This window comes from Pseudomonas sp. SMN11 (assembly GCF_052041945.1).
Classification (GTDB): Bacteria; Pseudomonadota; Gammaproteobacteria; order Pseudomonadales; family Pseudomonadaceae; genus Aquipseudomonas.
Genome location: NZ_JBKGGW010000003.1, coordinates 75,050 through 95,503, shown reverse-complemented (window position 1 = coordinate 95,503; position 20,454 = coordinate 75,050). Strand labels below are relative to the sequence as shown.

23 protein-coding genes are annotated in these 20,454 nt (G+C 62.8%); 9 read left to right on the top strand and 14 right to left on the bottom strand.

Going from position 1 to position 20,454, the window contains the following annotated elements; translation table 11 throughout:
* Positions 1 to 23 precede the first annotated feature (23 nt).
* Both ctlX and ACLEJU_RS04495 read left to right on the top strand, forming a co-directional pair.
* Positions 24 to 962: a citrulline utilization hydrolase CtlX gene (gene ctlX, locus ACLEJU_RS04500; RefSeq protein ID WP_435421966.1), complete on the top strand. Its 939-nt coding sequence runs from the start codon at positions 24 to 26 to the stop codon at positions 960 to 962.
* A 188-nt stretch (positions 963 to 1,150) separates the two neighbouring features.
* Entirely contained in the window at positions 1,151 to 1,660 is a 510-nt protein-coding gene (locus ACLEJU_RS04495) for a hypothetical protein (protein ID WP_435421965.1), read from the top strand.
* Between the two features lie 38 nt (positions 1,661 to 1,698).
* Here ACLEJU_RS04495 and ACLEJU_RS04490 read toward each other — a convergent pair whose 3' ends face one another.
* On the bottom strand, positions 1,699 to 1,953 hold the full coding sequence (locus ACLEJU_RS04490) for a hypothetical protein (RefSeq protein WP_435421964.1): 255 nt from the start codon (positions 1,951 to 1,953) through the stop codon (positions 1,699 to 1,701).
* A gap of 132 nt (positions 1,954 to 2,085) precedes the next feature.
* Positions 2,086 to 2,265: a hypothetical protein gene (locus ACLEJU_RS04485; RefSeq protein WP_435421963.1), complete on the bottom strand. Its 180-nt coding sequence runs from the start codon at positions 2,263 to 2,265 to the stop codon at positions 2,086 to 2,088.
* A gap of 142 nt (positions 2,266 to 2,407) precedes the next feature.
* On the opposite strand from ACLEJU_RS04485, the gene ACLEJU_RS04480 reads away from it, so the two are divergent.
* Positions 2,408 to 3,286, top strand: coding sequence for a LysR substrate-binding domain-containing protein (locus tag ACLEJU_RS04480; RefSeq protein WP_435421962.1), 879 nt, complete (start codon positions 2,408 to 2,410; stop codon positions 3,284 to 3,286).
* A 31-nt stretch (positions 3,287 to 3,317) separates the two neighbouring features.
* Here ACLEJU_RS04480 and ACLEJU_RS04475 read toward each other — a convergent pair whose 3' ends face one another.
* A complete protein-coding gene (locus ACLEJU_RS04475; protein WP_435421961.1) occupies positions 3,318 to 4,535 on the bottom strand; it encodes an amidohydrolase family protein in 1,218 nt (405 codons plus the stop codon).
* Between the two features lie 283 nt (positions 4,536 to 4,818).
* On the opposite strand from ACLEJU_RS04475, the gene ACLEJU_RS04470 reads away from it, so the two are divergent.
* Entirely contained in the window at positions 4,819 to 5,973 is a 1,155-nt protein-coding gene (locus ACLEJU_RS04470) for an MFS transporter (protein ID WP_435421960.1), read from the top strand.
* Between the two features lie 117 nt (positions 5,974 to 6,090).
* Positions 6,091 to 6,471 (top strand): NUDIX domain-containing protein, encoded by a 381-nt coding sequence (locus ACLEJU_RS04465; RefSeq protein ID WP_435421959.1) that lies wholly within the window; start codon positions 6,091 to 6,093, stop codon positions 6,469 to 6,471.
* Between the two features lie 48 nt (positions 6,472 to 6,519).
* On the opposite strand, the gene ACLEJU_RS04460 is transcribed toward ACLEJU_RS04465, so the two are convergent.
* The 3 genes from ACLEJU_RS04460 to ACLEJU_RS04450 all read right to left on the bottom strand — a co-directional run bounded on the left by ACLEJU_RS04460 (position 6,520) and on the right by ACLEJU_RS04450 (position 9,094).
* A complete protein-coding gene (locus tag ACLEJU_RS04460; protein ID WP_435421958.1) occupies positions 6,520 to 6,705 on the bottom strand; it encodes a hypothetical protein in 186 nt (61 codons plus the stop codon).
* Between the two features lie 345 nt (positions 6,706 to 7,050).
* Positions 7,051 to 7,824 carry an AraC family transcriptional regulator gene (locus ACLEJU_RS04455; RefSeq protein ID WP_435421957.1) on the bottom strand — a complete coding sequence of 258 codons (774 nt, stop codon included), beginning with the start codon at positions 7,822 to 7,824 and terminating at the stop codon, positions 7,051 to 7,053.
* Positions 7,825 to 7,858: 34 nt separating this feature from the next.
* Positions 7,859 to 9,094 carry an MFS transporter gene (locus ACLEJU_RS04450; protein ID WP_435421956.1) on the bottom strand — a complete coding sequence of 412 codons (1,236 nt, stop codon included), beginning with the start codon at positions 9,092 to 9,094 and terminating at the stop codon, positions 7,859 to 7,861.
* Between the two features lie 269 nt (positions 9,095 to 9,363).
* Here ACLEJU_RS04450 and ACLEJU_RS04445 point away from each other — a divergent pair, with 269 nt between their 5' ends.
* On the top strand, positions 9,364 to 9,651 hold the full coding sequence (locus tag ACLEJU_RS04445) for a DUF3303 domain-containing protein (RefSeq protein WP_103448041.1): 288 nt from the start codon (positions 9,364 to 9,366) through the stop codon (positions 9,649 to 9,651).
* A gap of 9 nt (positions 9,652 to 9,660) precedes the next feature.
* On the opposite strand, the gene ACLEJU_RS04440 is transcribed toward ACLEJU_RS04445, so the two are convergent.
* Positions 9,661 to 9,897 carry a hypothetical protein gene (locus ACLEJU_RS04440; RefSeq protein WP_435421955.1) on the bottom strand — a complete coding sequence of 79 codons (237 nt, stop codon included), beginning with the start codon at positions 9,895 to 9,897 and terminating at the stop codon, positions 9,661 to 9,663.
* Positions 9,890 to 10,669 carry an MlaA family lipoprotein gene (locus ACLEJU_RS04435; protein WP_435421954.1) on the bottom strand — a complete coding sequence of 260 codons (780 nt, stop codon included), beginning with the start codon at positions 10,667 to 10,669 and terminating at the stop codon, positions 9,890 to 9,892. Before ACLEJU_RS04435 ends, ACLEJU_RS04440 begins: the two co-directional genes overlap by 8 nt.
* A gap of 167 nt (positions 10,670 to 10,836) precedes the next feature.
* Here ACLEJU_RS04435 and ACLEJU_RS04430 point away from each other — a divergent pair, with 167 nt between their 5' ends.
* Both ACLEJU_RS04430 and ACLEJU_RS04425 read left to right on the top strand, forming a co-directional pair.
* Positions 10,837 to 11,547 (top strand): response regulator, encoded by a 711-nt coding sequence (locus ACLEJU_RS04430; protein WP_435421953.1) that lies wholly within the window; start codon positions 10,837 to 10,839, stop codon positions 11,545 to 11,547.
* Entirely contained in the window at positions 11,544 to 12,899 is a 1,356-nt protein-coding gene (locus ACLEJU_RS04425) for a sensor histidine kinase (protein WP_435421952.1), read from the top strand. Before ACLEJU_RS04430 ends, ACLEJU_RS04425 begins: the two co-directional genes overlap by 4 nt.
* On the opposite strand, the gene ACLEJU_RS04420 is transcribed toward ACLEJU_RS04425, so the two are convergent.
* Positions 12,900 to 13,364 (bottom strand): DUF1348 family protein, encoded by a 465-nt coding sequence (locus ACLEJU_RS04420; protein WP_435421951.1) that lies wholly within the window; start codon positions 13,362 to 13,364, stop codon positions 12,900 to 12,902. It lies immediately after the preceding gene.
* Between the two features lie 208 nt (positions 13,365 to 13,572).
* Entirely contained in the window at positions 13,573 to 15,024 is a 1,452-nt protein-coding gene (locus ACLEJU_RS04415) for an alpha/beta hydrolase (protein ID WP_435421950.1), read from the bottom strand.
* 80 nt (positions 15,025 to 15,104) lie between these two features.
* On the opposite strand from ACLEJU_RS04415, the gene ACLEJU_RS04410 reads away from it, so the two are divergent.
* A complete protein-coding gene (locus ACLEJU_RS04410; protein WP_435421949.1) occupies positions 15,105 to 15,578 on the top strand; it encodes a sn-glycerol-3-phosphate transporter in 474 nt (157 codons plus the stop codon).
* Between the two features lie 43 nt (positions 15,579 to 15,621).
* Here the strand turns inward: ACLEJU_RS04410 and dkgB are convergent, their stop codons facing one another.
* From dkgB to ACLEJU_RS04390, 4 genes are all read right to left on the bottom strand, one after another.
* Positions 15,622 to 16,425, bottom strand: a complete 804-nt coding sequence (gene dkgB / locus ACLEJU_RS04405; protein ID WP_435421948.1) for a 2,5-didehydrogluconate reductase DkgB — start codon at positions 16,423 to 16,425, stop codon at positions 15,622 to 15,624.
* A 185-nt stretch (positions 16,426 to 16,610) separates the two neighbouring features.
* On the bottom strand, positions 16,611 to 18,179 hold the full coding sequence (locus tag ACLEJU_RS04400) for a hypothetical protein (RefSeq protein WP_435421947.1): 1,569 nt from the start codon (positions 18,177 to 18,179) through the stop codon (positions 16,611 to 16,613).
* A 129-nt stretch (positions 18,180 to 18,308) separates the two neighbouring features.
* Complete coding sequence (locus tag ACLEJU_RS04395; protein ID WP_435421946.1) at positions 18,309 to 18,803, bottom strand: DUF934 domain-containing protein; 495 nt, start codon at positions 18,801 to 18,803, stop codon at positions 18,309 to 18,311.
* Entirely contained in the window at positions 18,787 to 20,439 is a 1,653-nt protein-coding gene (locus ACLEJU_RS04390; RefSeq protein ID WP_435421945.1) for a nitrite/sulfite reductase, read from the bottom strand. The genes ACLEJU_RS04395 and ACLEJU_RS04390 overlap by 17 nt, the downstream gene beginning before the upstream one ends.
* Positions 20,440 to 20,454: the final 15 nt, after the last annotated feature.

Genomic DNA, 20,454 nt, shown 5'->3' with positions numbered 1-20,454 from the left:
GCATCCAACATCGGTATACCTGAATGGCATTTCCTACGCGTTCGATTCAAGCCCCTGCGGCCGTGGTCATGGTCAAGCCCCACGCCTTCACCCCTAACCCGCAAACCGCTGCGGACAACGCTTTCCAAAGCTCAAACCCCGACATAGCGGCGCAAACGCTGGCCGAGGTGGCTCGGGATGAGGTTGCCCAAGCTGCCGAAAGGCTGGAGGCCGAGGGCGTTCGTGTGCATCTGTTCGAAGACTTCGGCGAGCACAACACGCCAGACTCCGTTTTCCCGAACAACTGGTTCTCCACCCACCCGGGTGGCCACGTCGCCATCTACTCGATGTACTCGCTCAACCGTCGGCGTGAGCGTCGTGCCGACGTGATTGAAATGCTCAAGCAGCAATACAGAGTTCAAGATGTCATCGATTACTCTGGCCTTGAGCAAGACGAACTGTTCCTGGAGGGCACCGGCGCGATGGTGTTCGACCACATGTCCCGTGTGGCCTACGTCGCCCGTTCCAACCGGGCTGACCCGATTGCCCTGGAGCGGTTCAGTACGCACTTCAATTTCGAGCCAATGGTGTTCGACACGGCAGACGAGAAGGGCAGGCCGATCTATCACACCAACGTCCTGATGTGCGTGGCCACCGAGTTTGCCCTTGTCGGTTTCGGCACCTTCACCAATCAGGCGCGTGCGCATGAGGTGCGCATGCGGCTGAAGGAGTCGGGCCGGGATGTCATTGACCTGACCAATCAGCAGATCGGCGAATTTGCCGGCAATGCCATCGAGCTGTCCGGGCGTGACGGCCGGGTCCTGGCCCTCTCTCGCCGGGCGTTCGACAGCCTGACCCAGGAACAGAAGCAGCGCATCGAGCGCTCCGCCAGGCTCGTGCCACTGGATGTGCCTACCATCGAGATGGCCGGGGGCTCGGTGCGATGCATGATCGCCGGGATTCACCTTTCTCCTCGTAACTAGCTCGGTAACATCCCCACCCTTCGAGGTGGGGATTTTTCGTCACCGTGCCAGGCTGTCGAAGCCATGAAGCCTGTTCACCGCTGATCGGATCGCACGTCGTGGGCAAGCTGCAACAAGGCGAAAAATCTGGTTTTCTGACACGCTCAAGCAAACCGTTTTTCGGATGCTGAATAGCCACCAGGAATGAAATGAGAAAGTACCTCACCGTAGCAATCGCACTGCTGGCCCCGCTGGTGCTCTCTGCCTGCTCCACAACGGGCACAGCAAAGACGCCCGGCGAAACGGCAATCACAACGCCCAAATACCTGAAAAGTGACCTGTACGGAGTCTGGTACTCCAATGCCGATGACGGCACCTCCCAGGCGCTGGCGTTGTTGCTGCTCAAGGCTGACGGTTCAGCCACCGATTTCCTGATCCTCAGCGAAAAAGACTCGATGCAGAAAATCGTGCAGCAGTCGTCATGGTCGTATGACGCTGAGCGTAATGTCTTCGAGCAAACAATCAGCGAAGTAACCATCCAGAAGGGCAAGGCGCCCGCGCAGGTCACACATCCGCATGAAGTCATCCGGGCGTCTGTAGAGCTCGTGAAACTGGATAACAAAGTGATGGGTATCAAGTTCAAGCGGGAAGATGGTGAGGTCACCGGTTATCTCAAAGGCAGCGCCGCCATGCTCGAAAAACTCAAACGTATCCAGTAAGCGCAAATCGCAAGCCCGCCGAAGCGGGCTGATTGCTTTCACGGTTCCATGACTGGGCATTCCACCCGCAAGAAGGGGAAAAGCTCGTCTGGATTTCGGCACTCATCGTTCAGCTTCAAGCGCGCCGCTTCTGCCAGCGACCGGGTCGCGTAGCTCGGTTTCAAGCGCAGTTTTTCTTGATTGTCGTAAATGTCGAAACCACCTGAAATGGTTGCGGCGTAGAAGCGGGACCCTGATTGAAAGGATTCTTTTTCGATGGGTACAGCTGGAACGATAACAAATCTTGTCTGCATGATTCGCGCCTCCCCAGGCAATAACCTTAGTATTAGCCTGAGGTGTGAAGGCATCAATATGACTCATCGAGACGATTCAATGGCGCGTCGTGTCACCGCTGTCAGGCAAGCGTTTGCGAGCTGGGCAGTTGTTCAACGTTGAGCTTTCTGCCGTTGCGAGCGCTGGATACGGCTGACCGCGATCTGCACGCAGGCGGCCACGACGCAGAGCAAACCGACTTTCCAGCTACCCTCCAGGCCAAAATGCTCGGCCAGTTTCCCCGTGATGATCACGCACACGAAGATGGCCACAGGTAGGATCAGTTTGTTCATCAGGTCTTCCAGGGAGGGGCAAAGAAAGGCCTCAGTCTACTTCACTGGGCTTGCCCCGTGACAACGGACGCAATAAGCGCTTCCCCGTGGCCCAGCTTCAGGCATCATGCTCCCAGCCCCACTGGAAAACCGACCACCGCCAATGACTGACAGCACCAAACCCAACCGCGCCATCTACGACCTGGACATGCTCCGCGCCGTGGTCATGGTGGCCGACTGTGGCAGCTTCACCACCGCCGCCGCACGCCTGCATTCCACCCAGTCCACGGTCAGCCAGAAGGTGCGCCGGCTGGAGGAAATGGTCGGCCACCAACTGCTCGACCGCAGCAACCGTGAGGTGCACCCGACCGATGCCGGGGAAACCCTGTTGCGCTACGCACGGCATCTGTTATCAGTCAGCAACCAGCTGAGCGAAGCCATGTCGGGCGGGGTTTCGGTCACGGTGCGCATTGGCCTGCCGGACGATTTTGTCGCGGGCAAGACGATGCAGGCCCTGGCAGCCTTCAACCGGCTCAACCCGACGGTCAAGCTGGAGATCACCGGCGGCCTGAGCCGTGACCTGATGAGCACCTACGACCGCGGTGAGCTGGACCTGGTGCTGGTCAAGCAGCGGCGCCACAGCCGCGAGGCCAATGCCTGCCAGCCGGAGCGTATCGAGTGGATCGACAGCGCGCAGTATCCCAGCTTCGCCCAGGACCCGATCCCGCTGGTGACCTTTCCGCCACGGGGCTTGTACCGCGATGACATGATCAGCGCGGTCGAGGCCATGGGCCGCAGTTGGCGCATCGGTTTTACCAGTTCGAGCCTGGCGGGTATCCAGGCGGCGGTGGCCAATGGGTTGGGTGTCAGCCTGTTGCCCTCGCGGGTGGTGACGCCCGGGCATCGGGTGCTTGGGGCGGAGGAGGGGTTCAAGCCGATCCGAGTGTTCGAGGCGGCGATCTTCCATCGGCCCACGGCGGACCCAATGGTCAAGGAGCTGGCCGAGATTTTGATCGGCATTCTGCGGGCTGAGGCTGAGTGAGAGGGGCCGCAGAGCGGCCCCAGCGAGCGTTCTAGCGACGCAGTTCTCCAGCAAACTGCGCGGCCTTCAACTGCAACTGCGCAGGCCCGCCCCAGAACGTGCCGTGGCGCACGATCACCCGCTCATGGATGGCCGCCGCCACGGCTGCCGCCGCATTCGGCGCCTTGAACAGGATGAAGCTGGCTTCATTGCCCACCTTCAACCCGTAATCCTGCTTGCCCATCACCCCGGCACTGGCCACGGTCGCCATTTCCAGCGCGACCCGCAGTTCCTCGTCGGTGTTGAACCCGGAGCGGTAGCTGACCAGCATCGCCCGTTGCAGCATGTCGCCGTTGCCGTACGGCCACCAGGCATCCTGGATGTTGTCGTTGCCGGTGAACACCCGCACGCCACCGGCGCGCAGGCGCAATACGGGCGGGAAGGCGTGTTCGCCGGGGGCGTTGGTCATGATCGACACGCCGGCACGGGCCAGCACTTCGGCGGTGCGGTCGACCACCGCGTCGCTGACGTCACCCAGGCCATAGGCGTGGCTGACCGCTACCAGACCTTGCATGCCCAGTGCCTGGGTGCGGGCGGAGATGCGTTCGAGCTGGGCGATGCAGATGTCGCCTGGTTCGTGCAGGTGGATGTCGGCCTTCACGCCATGCCGCTCGGCAATGCCGAAAACGATGTCGAGTTGGGCGTCGGCGTCGCCGTCCAGGGTGGTCGGGTCGATGCCGCCGACCACCTGCACGCCTTCACGCACGGCGGCTTCCATCACCTCGGCAGTGCCAGGGCAAGTCACCACGCCGGCCTGGGGGAAGGCCACCAGTTCGATGTCGATCAGCTCCTTCCACTTGTCGCGGGCTTCGAGGATGGCGCGCAGGTTGGTCAGGCCGGTGGTGGCGTCGACGTCCACATGGCAGCGCATGGCCAGGGTGCCGTACGAGGCGGCCTGGCGGATTAGCGCGTCGGCGCGCTCGATGATCGGCGGTGCGCTGGCAAGCTCGCGTTTCTCTGCGGCCAGCCGTTCGCGCAGGCTGGCGACCGGCTGGTGCGGGCGCCAGCGGTCGCCGACGAAGCTCTTGTCCAGGTGGATGTGGCCGTCGACGAAGCCGGGCAGCACCAGCAAGCCTTCCAGGTCGATGGTTTCGGCGGCGGCGATGTTGGCGCGTTGCGGGCCGATGTGGCTGATGCGGCCGTTGCGCACGGCGATGTTGAGGGGCTGGCCATCGGCGTCGATGGCATTGATGAACTCACGGTCGTTCATGAAGGGGGCCCTTTTTCCGAGGCTTGGGTAGCGTCATACGGTAGGGAGGATCCGGCCCCCTCACAAATTAATTATCAGGATCGACCACAGTGCATTTCTTGATGCAGGCACGGCAGCGGGCCTGTATTAAAAAGTCCACTGAAGTCGATTCCGATAATTAACTTTCAAAGCCTTCGCTCTCGGCCCAGGATGGCCAGCGTGACCGGCCCGGCCGCCTGCTACGGCGCTTTCCGGGTGGGTCGACACCCACAATAAAAACAAATGCCGTGTCGGAGTCCTCCCCATGATCAATGATTCCAAGCTGCTGCGTGCCGCCTTGATTTTCATTGCCTGTACTTCATTCATCGTCTGTGGCGTACAACCCATCTTCATGGGTTTGGTCACCGAGCAACTGAGCCTGTCGCTCGACCAGCAGGGCTGGGTGGTGTCGGTCGAGATGATCGGCATGACCCTGGGTACCTTGCTGTGCCCGATCCTGATGAAGCGCCACGGTGGGCGCAGCCTGTGCCTGTCGGTCGGCGCACTGTGCGTGGCCCTGAGTGTCGCCACTGCCTTCGCCAGCACCAACACGGTGTTGCTGATCGTGCGCCTGGCGGCCGGCACCTGCGCCGGGTTGGTGTATGCCTATGCAGTGTCGACACTGGGTCGCCTGCCCAACCAGGACCGTTCGTTCGGGCTGATGCTGTTGCTGCAGACACCTGAGTACTCGCTGTTTTCCGCAGCCTTGCCGTTGCTTGCCGCACAGAGCGGGACGGTGACCGCCTTGTGCGCGTTCGGCCTGTGGTACCTGCTGATCTGCGGCGCCAGCCTGGTGTTGCCGCGTCGCCCGGCAGTATCGCTGGCAAGCGGCGAAGGCTCGCCCGCCCAGGGTGGTTCCGCACGCACGGGGCACACGGCACTGGTGGGCATGCTGTTCATGCAGATCGCCATCTATTGCGTGTGGGGCTTCATCGACCAGCTGGCGCGTGACCAGGGCATCGACGCTGTCGATATCGGCTGGGCGTTCGGCCTGTCGGCCATCGGCGGCCTGCCAGGGGCAGGGCTGCCTAGCCTGCTGGGGGCGCGGGTCAACCGTCAGCTGATGATCGCTGTGGGGCTGGTAGCGGTATTCATCTCCATTGCCATGCTCACCGGCCACACCCGCACGCCGATGCAGCTGTTCGTCGCGCTGCTGCTGATCAACTTTGGCTGGGTATTGTCGCTGTCGTATTACATGGCGCTGATCACCACCAATGACCCGACCGGCAAACTCACGCCGCTGGTCAGCATTACCTTGATGGGCGCTGCGGCGGTGACCCCGGCGTTGATCGCCCTGCTGGTGGAGGGCTCCAACCAGCAACTGATCTTCCTGCTGGGCACTGCGGCGTTGGTGGTTGCCTTCGCCGTCACCTGCCTGGGGGCGGGGACCCGGGCGGTCCGCAGCAAGGCAGCCATCTGAACCATCGCGCGTTAGTAATGGTCATTCAATCGACACATTACCCCCCTACAGTCGGGACAGGAGCCTTGCACGGCTCCTGACCGATCAACCGAATGGGATCGCGCGCGCATGAAGGCAATGGACACGGCTACAGCCAGACGCAAGGGCATCAAGCTTCGCGCCACGGTGATCTACCGCAAGGATGGCGAGGTGCTGTTCGTACGCAAACGTAACGCCAAATGGAACCTGCCTGGCGGCACCGTGGAACATGATGAAACGCCATTGCAGGCGGCGCATCGCGAGATGGTCGAAGAGACCGGCCTGGCCTTCGACGAGTTGCGCTACATCGCCGAGTTCAGGGAGGACAAGGTCATCCACTATCTGTTCGAGGCCCGCAAGAACGCGTCCAAACCGCGCCCTTGCAACGAGATCGAGGCCTGCCGCTGGATCAAGCCAAAGGCGGTATCGAAGCGCCGGGTGAGGCGCCCGATCAAGACCATTCTCAAGCGCTGCGCTTGAGCTTGCGCACACGCAAAAACGCCCCGTATTGACGGGGCGTTTGTTTTTCTACTGCAGCGTCGGCGGTTTGGCCGCCTCAGGCAACGCAGCCACCACGGCTTCGATCCGCGAAATTTCCTGCCCAAGCCGTTCAGCTTCCTGGTGCTTGCCCTCGGCTTTCAAGCGATCCCGCTCTCGGCGCAGGTTGAGTAAGTTCTTCTGCAAGGCCAGGCCAGATTTATTGTATTGATCCATGTTTCTCTCATGCCATTGGCGTCCGTGCCGTTGTAGGAAAAATGGACCGTAGCAGTCATAAAATCCTGCGGAAACTGAGGTTTCATACAGGAAAATCCAGAAGTCATTATTCTTCCTACATGGTCTGGAAGAAACTTCCTACAAATAGGCTTGTAACCTGTTTCAAGTCATTTAAATCAGATATCCACCGGATATCCGAATTTGTCGGGCATTGCGGCACAGTTCCAGTTTCAGGCGCAGGCGTGAGGCGGCAAGGCGATTCAGCCTTGGCTGAAATGTTATGTAGTAATTGTCAGGCCTATGACCATCATCCAAGCTGCATGGCCGAGCGCTGTTGCGCCCTGGCTACTTGAAGAACTGGCTCGGCGTGATGCCGAACTGGCGCTTGAACATGCTGGCAAAGGCGCTGGGGCTGTCATAGCCCAGCGTGCCCGCCACATCGATGATGCGTTCGCCCAGGGCGATGCGCTCCAGTGCCTGCATCAGCCGCGCCTGCTGGCGCCACTGGCCGAAGGTCATGCCGGTTTCCTTGCGGAACAGGCGCTGGATGGTCTTCTCGTCGATGCCCAGGTGGGCGCCCCAGTCGGCCACGGTCGAGGTGTCGTGGGGCCGCTCGTGCAGGGCCGAGCAGATGGCCCGCAGGCGTTTGTCGCTGGGGTGCAGCAATTTCAGCGGCAGGGTCGGCAGCACGCAGATCTCGTCGAGGATCAGGCGCATGATCCGCGCCTCTCGCGAATCCTCGACAAACGGCCCGGCAAAGTCGACCGAGGCCTTGATCAGTTCACTGAGCAGCGGCGAGATGCTGATGGCCTTGCTTTCCAGCGGCAGCCCGCACGCCGCATCGGGGCGCACGAACACGCTGCGCATCTTTACATCACCGACGCAGCGAATGGCATGCACCTGCCCGCAGGGCATCCAGATACCGCGGCTGGGTGGCACGGTCCAGCGCTCGGCCTCTGACTCGACCAGCATCAGGCCCTTGATGGCATAGATCAGCTGGTGCTTGGCATGCGAGTGGGGGGCGATGTGCCAGTCCGACGGGTAGTCGGTTGCCCGGCTACCCACCTCCCAGGTCCAGTCATCGACCTCCGTCAGCAGTTCGTGCTGTGGTTTGACCATGATGCTCTCGTTCAGTCCAACAAGCGCGGCCATCTTAGCAGCAGCGGGTAGGCCGCGCCTTAGAACGGGTTGCCGGCAGCAGTGCGGTGGCCAGGCCCAGCAGCGGCAGGAACGAGATCACCCGGTACACCCACTCGATGCCATGCAGGTCGGCCAGCTCGCCAAGGCCCGCAGCGCCGATGCCGCTGATGCCGAACATCAGGCCGAACATCACCCCCGACACCATGCCGACGCGACCAGGCACGGCTTCCTGGGCGTACACCACCAGTGCGGCGAAGGCCGACGACATCACCAGGCCGATGGCCACCGCCAGTACCGCGGTCCAGGCCAGGCTGGCGTAGGGCAGGGCGAGGGCGAACGGGGCAACGCCAAGGAACGAGATCCAGATCACCGCCTTGCGCCCGATACGGTCACCGACCGGCCCGCCGGCAAAGGTGCCCAGGGCCACGGCGGCGAGGAACACGAACAGGTACAGCTGGCTTTGCTGCACGCTCAGGCCGAAGTGCTCGATCAGATAGAAGGTGAAGTAGTTGGTGAATGACGCGATGTAGACGAACTTGGCGAACATCAGCACGGCGATCACCCCAACGGCGCGCCACATGGCACCTTTCGAAAGACCGGGCGCCTGTTGCCCGGCAAGGCCCTTGAGCTGAGTCTGGCCGTGGCGGATGGTCCAGCCGGTGACCCGCAGCAGCACGAAGATCGCCAGGCCTGCCGCCAGCATGAACCAGGCGATGGCGGGCTGGCCATGGGGGATGACGATGGCGGCGGTCAGCAGCGGGCCGATCGCCGAGCCGGTGTTGCCACCGACCTGGAAGGTCGACTGCGCGGTGCCGAAGCGCCCGCCGGAGGCCATGCGCGCGACCCGTGAGGCTTCGGGGTGGAAGGTCGCCGAACCGACACCCACCACCGCAGCGGCGAACAGCAGCATTTCGTAGCTGTTGGCGAAAGCGAGCAGGGCGATGCCGACCAAGGTGAACAGCATGCCGGTGGGCAGCAGGTACGGCATGGGGCGCTTGTCGGTGTACATGCCGACCCAGGGCTGCAGCAGTGAGGCGGTAACCTGGTAGATCAGGGCGATCCAGCCGATCTGGGCGAAGCTCAGCGAAAAGTCGCTCTTGAGCATCGGATAGATCGACGGCAGCACGGCCTGGATCAGGTCGTTGAGCAGGTGAGCGAAGGCGGCGGCACCGACAATCCGGACCAGGAAGCCCTGGGGTTGGTCGGCGGCTGTGGCGGGCGGGGCCATGGAGGCGGCAGGAGTCGTCATGGGCGAGGCTCTTTTTCGAGTGGTGGCAAGGCATTGCCCGACGGAGGTTATCCAGCCGGGCAATGCCTGTCTCACGCCGAACAGGCACTCACTGTAGCGATTCGGACATTTCGGGCTTTGGCCTGCACTGGCGTCCAGATTCCGACAACCAGTCAGGCAACCGGCTGTCCATCCTGCTATGCCTAAACATGGCGCATTCACCCGCCCCAGGCCCCGGCGCCCCCGGGGAGGGTGTCTGGCACAGGTGCCGAGCAACTGGGAGGTGCCATATGCTTTTCATCATTCAATGGAGCATTGCCCCGGAAAACCGTAACGCCGTGATGGCCCGCTTCGCCGAGACCGGCGGCAAGCCGCCCGCCGAGCTGAAGGTCCATGGCCGTTGGCATGCGGTAGGCGAGCTGCAGGGTTTTGCCGTGGTCGAAAGCAATGACCTGCAGCCGGTACTGCACTGGACGATGGACTGGAGTGACCTGGCGCACATGCAGGTCAGCCCGGCGATGACCGATGCAGAACTGGCTCCGATACTGGTGGCCGCAGTGAGCAAGATGACCCGCTGAGCAACGTCATCAGGATGGCTGGGGAGTCGTGCCTTCTCTGGCCATCCACTTCAACAGCGTGGCGATCGGTACGCGGCGATGCACCTCGTGACGCTGGGTATCGCCACCGTCGGCATATCGTTCCCGATAACGGCTGACAATCAGTTCGCGCCCATCCTCCGAGACGCGGGCTTCAAGCTCGTGCAACAACACCGACTGCTCGATCCCGCACTCCACGCGGCGGAACAGTGACACCGCATCATTCACCGGCAGGCCCTCCCTGGCACTGGTCCGCGCGCCTGCCTGGCGCGCCGAGCTGGCCCTCGACCACCCGGTTGGCGCGCTGTTGCGCGATGAAGTCGCGCACGGCCTGGTAGTAATCCGGTTGAGTGCGCAGTTTGTCGGTCAGCGGTAACGCCTGCGCCCGGCCATCCACCATGCCACCGGCCGTGGCCACGGTGCCCAGGGTCTCGACTGTATCGCTGTTGTCGCCGAACGGGTCCAGTGCCAGGCCCAGTACCCGGCCAGTCGCATCGCGCAGGTTGTGCGAGCCCAGCAGCGGCAGCTCGACGATCGGGCCATCGGCGATGTTCCACACGCCGAAGGTCTGGCCGAAGTCCGACTCATGGCGGGCAAGCCCCATCTTGCTCGACACATCGATCAGGCCGGCCACGCCAAGGGTGGTGTTGAAAATGAAGCGGCTCAGGCTGGTCATCGCCCGCTCGCCGTTGCCTTGCAGCAGGTCGTTGACGAACACCTTTGGCTCACCGAAGTTGGCGGCAAAGTTGTGTACGCCTTGCTGGGCGAAGTTCGGCAAGGCGGTATAGCCGCGGGCGACCGGCGCCAGCAGGTAATCGTCGACGCTGCGGTTGAAGGCGAACACGGCGCGGTTGGCAGGTTCGGCAGGGTCGCTGAGTTGATAGGCGACCGGGCCGCAGGTAGTGGCCGGCGGGCGCTGGCTGCAGCCGCTGGCGGCGAGCAGTGACAAGGCCAGGACCGTGTTGCGGGCAGACAACCAGGCAGTGGAAGGGGTAGGCATGGGCACATTCCTGTGAAGAAGTGGCGCCGATGCTGCGGGGGATTGATTGCCTGGGAATGTCCGGATTATCTCGCGCCTGACACTTTGTTTCCGGGTTGAAATATATGACGACAGCCTGGTGATGGCCTTACAGTACGCAGTAATTGCCTTTGTTTTCGGTGCCTGTTTTGAGCCATTTGCTGATTGTCGACGATGATGTCGAAGTACTCGATCTGCTGCAGAAGTTTCTCCGCCAGCATGGCTACGAGGTCGACGTGGCCCGCGATGGCAAAGGGCTGTGGCAAGCCCTGGAGCGGCGGGTGCCGGACCTGGTCATTCTCGATGTGATGCTGCCGGGTGACAGTGGCCTGGTGCTGTGCCAACGGCTGCGTACTGAGCACAAGGTGGCGGTGATCATGCTCACGGCCATGGCCGAGCTGAGCGATCGCGTGGTCGGCCTGGAGCTGGGTGCCGACGATTACCTGACCAAGCCATTTGCCGCCCGCGAGCTGCTGGCGCGAGTGCGGGCGGTTTTGCGCCGGGCAGGCGAAGCGGCGGGCGGCGCGGCTGACAACCCGCGGACGCTGCTGGAGTTTTCCGGCTGGCAACTGGATGTGGTACGGCGTGAGCTGCGTTCGCCGGAGCAGGTGATGATCCCTCTGTCCAACGGTGAATTCGAGCTGCTGCTGGTGTTCGCCGAACATCCCCGGCGAGTGCTCAGCCGCCAGCAGTTGCTCGACCTGGCCCGGGGTGAGTCCTACGAGGCGTACGACCGCAGTATCGATGTGCAGGTCAGTCGGCTGCGGCGCAAGCTCGAGAGCGAGGCGGGCGCCGAACCGCTGATCCGCACCCTGCGCAATGTCGGTTACCTGTTCACTGCCACCGTGGTCAGGCGATGAACCTGTTGGCCAAGCTGCGAAAGGCCCTGCCGCGGCCACGCATCACCATCGCCCGCTGGATTGCCCTGACCACCCTGACGGCGATGTTCATCCTGCTGCTGCTCAAGGGGCTGTTCAGCCTGTTGCTGAGCGTGTGGGCGCAGCCGCCATTGCTGGAAAGCGGTGTGATCGAAAAGGTCGCCACCGTCACCCGCATCCTCGATGCCGCACCCGAGGTGCAGCGCGCCAACATTGCCAGTGCGGCAGGGGATGGCTCTTACTCCGTGCAATGGTTGCGCAGCCATGACGAAGCCGGAATGCCTGATCTGGTTGATGCCGAGTTTCGCAAGGGCACGCCAACCCTGCGTGCCTTGTTGAAGCGGCCTGATGCACGGATCGAGGCCTTCGAGCCGTTTGACCTGCTGGAGTATGAACCGGCGCGCGGCTATGCGCTGATGATCGAACTCAGTGACAAGAGCTGGGTGCTGTATCGCGCCACGGACCGCAGCTGGGGCCTGGACGAACTGCCACGCAACCTGATCATCGTCACCTTGATGCTGCTTTCCAGCCTGGTGGTCGCGCTGTTCGCCACACGCTATCTGGCCCATCCACTGGAGCGCTTCGCTGAAGGCGCACGGCGTTTCGGCAAGGACTTCAACGCGCCGCCGATCCCGGTGGTCGGCCCCCATGACCTGCGCCAGGCCATCCTCGCCTTCAATGCCACCCAGGCGCAGCTCAAGCACTTCGTGAATGATCGCACGCAGATGCTGGCGGCGATTTCCCATGACCTGCGCGCGCCCTTGACGCGCATGCGCCTGCGCGGCGAGTTCATCGAGGACGCTGAACTGCAGGCCAAGCTGTTCAAGGATGTCGACGAAATGCAGGCCATGGTCGATGCCGCACTGGAGTTCTTCCGCGACGATGCGCGGCTTGAACAGACCACGCCCTTCGACTTGGCCGAGATGCTGCAGACGGTGGTGGACGACTTCAAGGACGCGGGTATCAAGGTTGCGCTCGATGCGCCGCGGCGCTGCGTCTACGTCGGGCGGCCGGCGGGAATCAAGCGGGTGCTGGTGAACCTGGTCGATAACGCCGTCAAGTATGGCCTGGCGCCTGAAATGCGGCTGCTGGTCACTGCCGAGCAACTGGAAATCACCGTACTGGATCGCGGGCCGGGTATCGCGCCTGAATTGCAGGAGAGCGTATTCGCGCCGTTTTTCCGCATCGAGGGGTCGCGCAATCGCGACACCGGTGGCGTTGGGCTGGGCTTGCCGGCGGTGCGCGCGATCGTGCTGGAGCAAGGCGGCAGCGTGACCCTGGCCAATCGCCCGGGGGGCGGGCTGGAGGTCAAGGTCAGCTTGCCAGTCGGTTGATCAGAGCCCCAAGTCGCTCAGGCCCGGATGATCATCCGGGCGCCGGCCCAGCGGCCAGTGGAACTTGCGCTCTGCTTCGCTGATAGGCTGTTCATTGATGCTGGAAAAGCGGTTTTGCATCAGGCCATCTTCGGCGAATTCCCAGTTCTCGTTGCCATAGGCACGGAACCACTGGCCGCTGTCGTCGTGGTACTCGTAGGCATAGCGCACGGCGATGCGGTTACCGGTGAAGGCCCACAGCTCCTTGATCAGGCGATATTCCAGTTCGTGGTTCCACTTGCGGGTCAGAAACGCCTCGACCTCGGCGCGACCACGGGGGAATTCGACGCGGTTGCGCCAGGCAGTATCGACGGTGTAGGCCAGTGCCACTTTGGCAGCGTCGCGGCTGTTCCAGCCGTCTTCGGCGAGGCGGACTTTCTGGATGGCGGTTTCGTGGGTGAACGGGGGCAGTGGAGGGCGGGACATCGGGTGGCTCCTGGGGAGTGGTTGGCAGGGAGTAGCGTAGTACTCGCTGGCTTGGCCGAGAATCCGTGCGATTGGCATTTCATTGTTGCGCTTGGTGGAATAGTGGGTGGAGTGGCTTCGAACGCGTGTGTAGGAGCGGATTTATCCGGGATGCGCCGCGCGGGCGGCGCGCGATCTCACAGGCGCAAAAAGCCTCGAGTCAGGTGCCTCAGCGCAACCGCAATTCCTCATCCAGCCCGTCGAGCATCACCTTGAAAAACGGATTCGAAGTCGCCCGCGAAAAGCTCCCCGCATCCACGATCAGCGCCCCACGTTCCCCGCGCATGTTCAAGTTGCCCAGCTTCACCCCGTAATTCTCCTGGCCATCAGGCTGCTGCCCATACAGCGAATCGTCGATGGGGAAGGGCAGTGCCACATGGGACAGCGAGATCAGGCTGGGCGGATACACCGCATCCAGCATCTGTTCGTCAGCCGTGGTTGCCAGGGCCGCGAAGCGTGTCGACTTGAGCTGCGCATTGCCCGGGCCTCGGGTCGCAATCAAGGTGCGCGCATAGGGGCGGGCCTGGGGGGCGAACATCCTGTCGCGCAGGGCCGCCACCGACGGCCTGAGCATGTCGTCGATACCCAGCGAGGCATTGGTGTCGAACACCACCAGTGCACTGCCGTTGGCGGGCAGGCGGTCGTACAGGTCGGTCTGGATGGCTTCGGTGCTGACCGTGCCATCAACCAGTGACTGGTAGGTGAGAACCGGTGGCAGCGTGGCCAGGCGCTGCGGTTCGCGGGCTTGCGCGACCAGCTGTTGGCGCACGGCTTCGGTCAGCTCGTAGGACTGGCGCGCGGCATTGACCGGAAACGAGTTGTACTTGAAGGGGTTGAACTCAGGTAGCACGCTCAGCCACGCGGCCTTGGCGAACGCCGGGAACAAGGCTGGCAGGCCGGCGATGCCGGCAAAGCGGGCAAAGCGGCTGACGCCGATCATGGGCGAGATCAGCACCAGATGGGCGGGCCTGGCCAGGTGCGGGTCCTCCAGCGCGTCGAGGCTGTATTTGACGGCCAGTGCGCCGCCATTGGAGAAACCGACGATGTACAGCGGGCTGTCTGCAGGGGCGCGGCGGGTCGCTTCGCGCACGGCCAGGCGAGTGGCGGCCATCCAGTCTTCCCAGTGGGCAGCGGTGAGGCCGGCCGGGACCGTGCCATGCCCGGGCAGGCGTGGGGCGACCACCACATAGCCCAGGTCCTGAAAGTGCCGGGCGAAGTGGCGCAGGCTGTACGGCGAGTCGGTCAGACCGTGCAACAGCACCACCGCGCCCTTGGCGGTCTGCCTAGGCTCGGCGATATAGGAGCGGTTCCAGTCATGGCTGAGATTGCCCGGGAACACCCGGCTGCTGGCCACGAAGCGGTTATAGGCGGACGGCTGCTCGCTGGCCAGCTGCTCGCGCATTTCACGGTTTACCTGGTTGAGCACGCGCTGCTCGGCAGCGAGGTAGTCGCCCCAGCTGGCGTGGTCGATGTCGCTGGCCGGCATCTCGTCTGGCACGTAGGTGTGCCACGGCTCCAGCTGGAAATCGGCAATTGCGGTGATACGCAAGGCAAACAGCGCAGTGACCAGCAAGGCCAGTACCACGAGTACCACAGCCACCAGCAAACGGCGTATCGGCATCATTCCTCCCTGGACGTGTCCTATGGCGCAATCGGGCCAGCCCGGCTAGTGTCACTGGATTGTCCAGCGAGGCATCGAGCATGAACGGGACGTCGATTGCAGCGATCGGGCTGCTGGCAGTGAGTCTGGCCGCAATTGCCGAAGAAGGCGAGCGCGAGGGGGATTATTGGTACATACAGACCAGCGCCTATACCAAGCACTGGACCCACGACCCGGAGCACAACAACCACCAGGAGCTGATCGGCATCGAGCGCATCTACACCGACGGCCTGTTGTGGGGCGCGGCGACCTTCAAGAACTCGTTTTCCCAGCGCTCCTACTACGCCTACCTGGGTAAGGTCTGGGAGCACGAGCGCTATCCCGTCTATGCCAAGCTGAGCGCCGGGTTGATCGAAGGTTACAAGGGCGAATATGACGACAAGATCCCGTTGAACCATTTCGGCGTTGCGCCGGTGATCATTCCGTCGTTCGGCCTGCACTGGGGGCCGGTGGGGGCCGAGTTCGTGGTGCTGGGAGGGGCAGCAGGGATGATCAACGTAGGGCTGAGGTTCTGAAGGGGAGCATGGGGACTGCAAGGCAGCCCCCGCTGCCAAAGCCTCAGTCCCAGGCCGGTGCCAGGTTTGCAGGGCTGACTTCGCGGCCATTGCGTTCGAGTGTGGCAATGCGCGCCATGTCGTCGGCATCCAGGCGCAGGCTCTGGGCAAGCAGGTTGCTGGCAAGGTTCTCGCGCTTGGTCGAAGACGGGATCACTGCGTAACCCAGTTGCAGGGCCCAGGCCAGGGCAACCTGGGCGACCGTGGCCTTGTGCTTGTGGGCGATCTCGGCCAGTACCGGGTCTTTCAGGACCTTGCCGTAGGCCAGGGTCATGTAGGAGGTGACGGTGATGCCCTGCTCCTTGAGGAACGCCGTCAGCTTGCTGTTCTGCAGGTACGGGCTGAGTTCGATCTGGTTGGTGGCGATTTCGCCTTTGCCAACCACGGCGATGGCTTGCTTGGTCAGCTCGATGTTGAAGTTGGACACGCCAATCTGGCGGGTCAGGCCCAGCTTCTTGGCCTCAGCCAGGGCTGTCATGTATTCGGCCAGTTCGACGCCGTTGCCCGGGGCCGGCCAATGGATCAGCAGCAGGTCGACATGGTCGGTGCGCAGTTTCTGCAGGCTCTCGCGCAGGCTGGGGATGAGCTTGTCCGTGGCGTAGTTGTCCACCCAGATCTTGGTGGTGATGAACACTTCGCTGCGCGGTACACCGCTTTCGGCGATGGCCAGGCCAACCTCGGCTTCGTTCTTGTAGATCTGTGCGGTGTCGATGACCCGGTAACCCAGCTCCAGGGCCGACTTGACCGAATCGATGACGGTTTGGCCGGTCAGGCGGAAAGTGCCGAGGCCAAAGGATGGAATGCTCATGAATCTGCTCCTGGTGAGTGAAAGGTGGACCGGACTGAGCGTAGTCGCTCAGTTGCGGTCGATCTTCGAATGGGAGCAGTGTGCGGGTTTCAGCGTGTTTGATTAAGGCAGGACACGGCCAAGGTCATTTGACGGGAAGTCACGAATGGACCGTTGGCTCGTGCAAGTCCGGCAAGGCGATGCCATCAATCCTTGATCAGCGTCGGGTTGGACTGCAGCAACCACAGCTGGCTCAGGCCCAGCACCTGTTGCTCCAGCCTGGACTGTGCACCGATGCGCTGTGCTTCACGGTCCTGGCGTAGCAATGTGTCGAGGGAGCCAAGCAGGTCACGGTTCTTGCTGCTGGAAGCATTGTTGACTACGTCCGAAAGCTCGATGCCTTTCTGGTAGGTGCGAACCCGCTCTTTCTGGGTCGCCTGCTGCGACACACTGGCGTCGGTCAGCACGCCATTGCGCAAGCCCAGGCGGGTAGTGCTGTTGGACTGGTCGTTGACTTCGTGGTAGCGGTAGTTCTGCGATTCGTTGTCACGGGTCAGTTGCAGGGCCACCAATGGGTTGAGCCCTTCGTGCCAGGCGGCCTTGAGGTTGGCCTCTTGTTGCTGCTCTACGCTCGTGTTGGCGCCATTCTTGATCTTGGTCGACTGCGAAACCTGGTAGTTGAAGCTATCTGCCTCTTCCGGCTTCGCCGGGTTGGGCTGCTGCATGGTCTGGCTGATCGATGCGTTGAAGTCGGCCAAGCCGCTGAGCAGCAGGCGGCTGTTCTTGTCCAAGGTCGTTGCCGAGTTGGCCGGGTGGTTGTTGTCATCGACGCTGTTGAGCTGGCTGAACGCATCCTTGAACAGGCTCATCAGCTGTACGTCGCCGTGGCCGCGGGCTTGTGCGGCGTCAAATTGCGTCAGGTAGTTGGCCACCGCAGCCTGACGCATGGCCTGGTTGCCAAGCAGCGCGCCGCCCTGGGTGTCGAAGTTCATCTTCACCTCACCACCAGGCCCCTGCAGTTTCAGGCTACGGGTCTGGTCGTTCAGGCGCAGTTCGAAGGTTTGCTGTTCGCCGCTGCTGGTTACCAGTTGCGCATCCAGTTGCAGGCCGGTGAACAGGCTCGGGTCGGGCTTGACCAGTCCACCCAGCTGGAGGCTCGGCGGCTCCTGGGTCAGGCCATTGATGGCCGACTGGAAGCTGCTGGCCAACCCGGCCAGGCCATCGAGTTCCTTGGCGCTGAGCGTGCCGCCCTGCACCTGTGCATCCACGGCCAGGCCTTGCTCGCTGCTGTACAAGCCCAGGGACACGGTCGCCCCGGAAGCCGTGGTGAGGTTGAAGGTGATGCTGTTGCTGGCGAATTCGCGCAGGCGCGACTGCTGCAGACCCAGGATCAGCTGATTTGGAGCGGATGCGTCGTTCACCAGCAAGCCGGATTGGCTGATGGTCTCACCGCCATTGGCGGCCAGTTGCGCCAGCAGCGCCGCCCCCAGGCCCTGGAAGCGCGTGCTGGTCGAATTCGATTGCACGGCGCTGGCCATGTACTGGCTGAGCTTGTCGACCCCTGGCGTTTCCCAGACGTAGCGGCTGGATGTGCTCTCCAGGGTGCCTTTGGCAGAGTAGATGTCGCTGCCCATGCTGATCGATTGCTGGCCGAGGACCACCTGCGTACTGGCACTGGTCAACGTGCCTGCGGCCTGGCTGGTTGCGTTCAGCTGGGCAGTCGCTGCAGGCGCGATCTGGGCGGGGAGGGTGCGAACGGCAGCAATCGGGTTCATCTTCGGCGCTCCATGCAGATTTTACGGGTACCCATGCTATCGGCGTGCCATCAGGAAACCTGAGCGTGTATTGCGTACAAACGAAACGGCCCGCCAAAAGGCGGGCCGTGGGGGCATTGCAGGTGACGATCAGCGGCGGCGGAACAGCGGCAGCGGCTCGTCGGTGGCGCCCTGGTAGGTCACCGAGAAGTCCTTCAGGCTCTGCAGCGCGTCTTCCGGGTCCTTGTCGGCACGGATGGCGAATGCGTCGAAGCCGCAGCGGGCCATGAAGAACAGCTGGTCGCGCAGCACGTCGCCGATGGCGCGCAGCTCGCCCTTGTAGCCGTAGCGGTCACGCAGCAGGCGCGCATTCGAGTAACTGCGCCCGTCGGTGAAGGCCGGGAAGTTCAGGGCGATGACCTGGAAGTGCTGCACGTCGTCACCGATTTCTTCTGCTTCCTGGTCGCTGTCCAGCCACACGCCCAGGCCGCCGTCGCGGGCTTTGAGCACGTGGGCATGGTCGCGCCACATCTGCAGCGGGACGATGTAGTCGTCGCAGTTGGTCAGCTCGTCGAACGAGAAGTCCTTGGGCAGCAGGTGCCAGGTTTCGTCGACGATCTGGTTGTTCTTAATGATTCGCTGCATAGACGCGTTCCTTGAAGGGGTCGATGCCGATACGCTGGTAGGTGTCGATGAAACGCTCTTCCTCGGTACGTCGTTCGACGTACACGGCGATCAGCTTCTCGATCACATCGGCCATGTCATCCTGGGCGAAGGACGGGCCGAGGATCTTGCCCAGGCTTGCGTCGCGCGCGGCATTGCCGCCCAGCGATACCTGGTAGAACTCTTCGCCCTTCTTGTCCACCCCGAGAATGCCGATGTGGCCGACGTGGTGGTGGCCGCAGGCGTTCATGCAGCCAGAGATGTTCAGGTCGATCTCGCCGATGTCGAACAGGTAGTCCAGGTCGTCGAAACGGCGCTGGATGGATTCGGCGATCGGGATCGACTTGGCGTTGGCCAGCGAGCAGTAGTCACCGCCCGGGCAGCAGATGATGTCGGTCAGCAGGCCGATGTTCGGCGTGGCGAAGCCGACCTCGCGCAGTTCCATCCACAGCGCGTGCAGCTGGCGCTGCTCGACGTCGGCGAGGATGATGTTCTGCTCGTGGGAGGTGCGCAGGAAACCGAAGCTGTAGCGCTCGGCGAGGTCCGCCACGGCGTCCAGCTGCTTGTCGGTCAGGTCGCCTGGGGCAACGCCGGTCGGCTTGAGCGACAGGGTCACAGCCACGTAGCCAGGGCGCTTGTGGGCGCGGGTGTTGCGCGAGCGCCAGCGGGCGAAGCCTGGGAATTCGGCGTCCTGGGTGCTGTAGTCGACGTTGTCGAGGGCCAGGTACTCAGGGTCGACGAAGTGGCGCGAGACGCGCTGGACTTCTTCTTCCGTGAGGGTGGTGCTGCCACCGCGCAGGTGGGCCATTTCGGCCTCGACCTTCTCGGCGAACACTTCCGGGGTCAGTGCCTTGACCAGGATCTTGATCCGCGCCTTGTACTTGTTGTCACGGCGACCGTAACGGTTGTACACGCGCAGGATGGCGTCGAGGTAGCTGATCAGGTCCTGCCATGGCAGGAACTCGTTGATGAACGAGCCGACCACCGGGGTACGCCCCAGACCACCACCGACCAGCACACGGAAGCCCAGCTCGCCAGCGGCGTTGCGCACCGGCTCCAGGCCGATGTCGTGGACTTCGATGGCGGCGCGGTCTTCCTTCGAGCCGTTGATGGCAATCTTGAACTTGCGCGGCAGGTAGGCGAATTCCGGGTGGAAGGTGGTCCACTGGCGGACGATTTCGCACCAGGGGCGCGGGTCGACCAGTTCATCTGCGGCAACACCGGCGAACTGGTCGGTGGTGGTGTTGCGCAGGCAGTTGCCGCTGGTCTGGATCGCGTGCATCTGCACGGTGGCCAGCTCGGCGAGGATATCCGGGATGTCTTCCAGCGCCGGCCAGTTGTACTGCACGTTCTGGCGGGTGGAAATGTGGGCATAGCCCTTGTCGTAGTCGCGGGCGATCTTGGCCAGGGTGCGAACCTGGTTGGCGTTCAGCTGGCCGTACGGCACGGCGACACGCAGCATCGGCGCGAAACGTTGGATATAGAGGCCGTTCTGCAGGCGCAGAGGGCGGAATTCTTCTTCGCTCAGCTCACCGGCCAGGTAGCGGCGGGTCTGATCCCGGAACTGCTTGACGCGGTCCTCGATGATCCGCTGATCGTACTCGTCGTATACGTACATAAAAGTCCTGTCTCA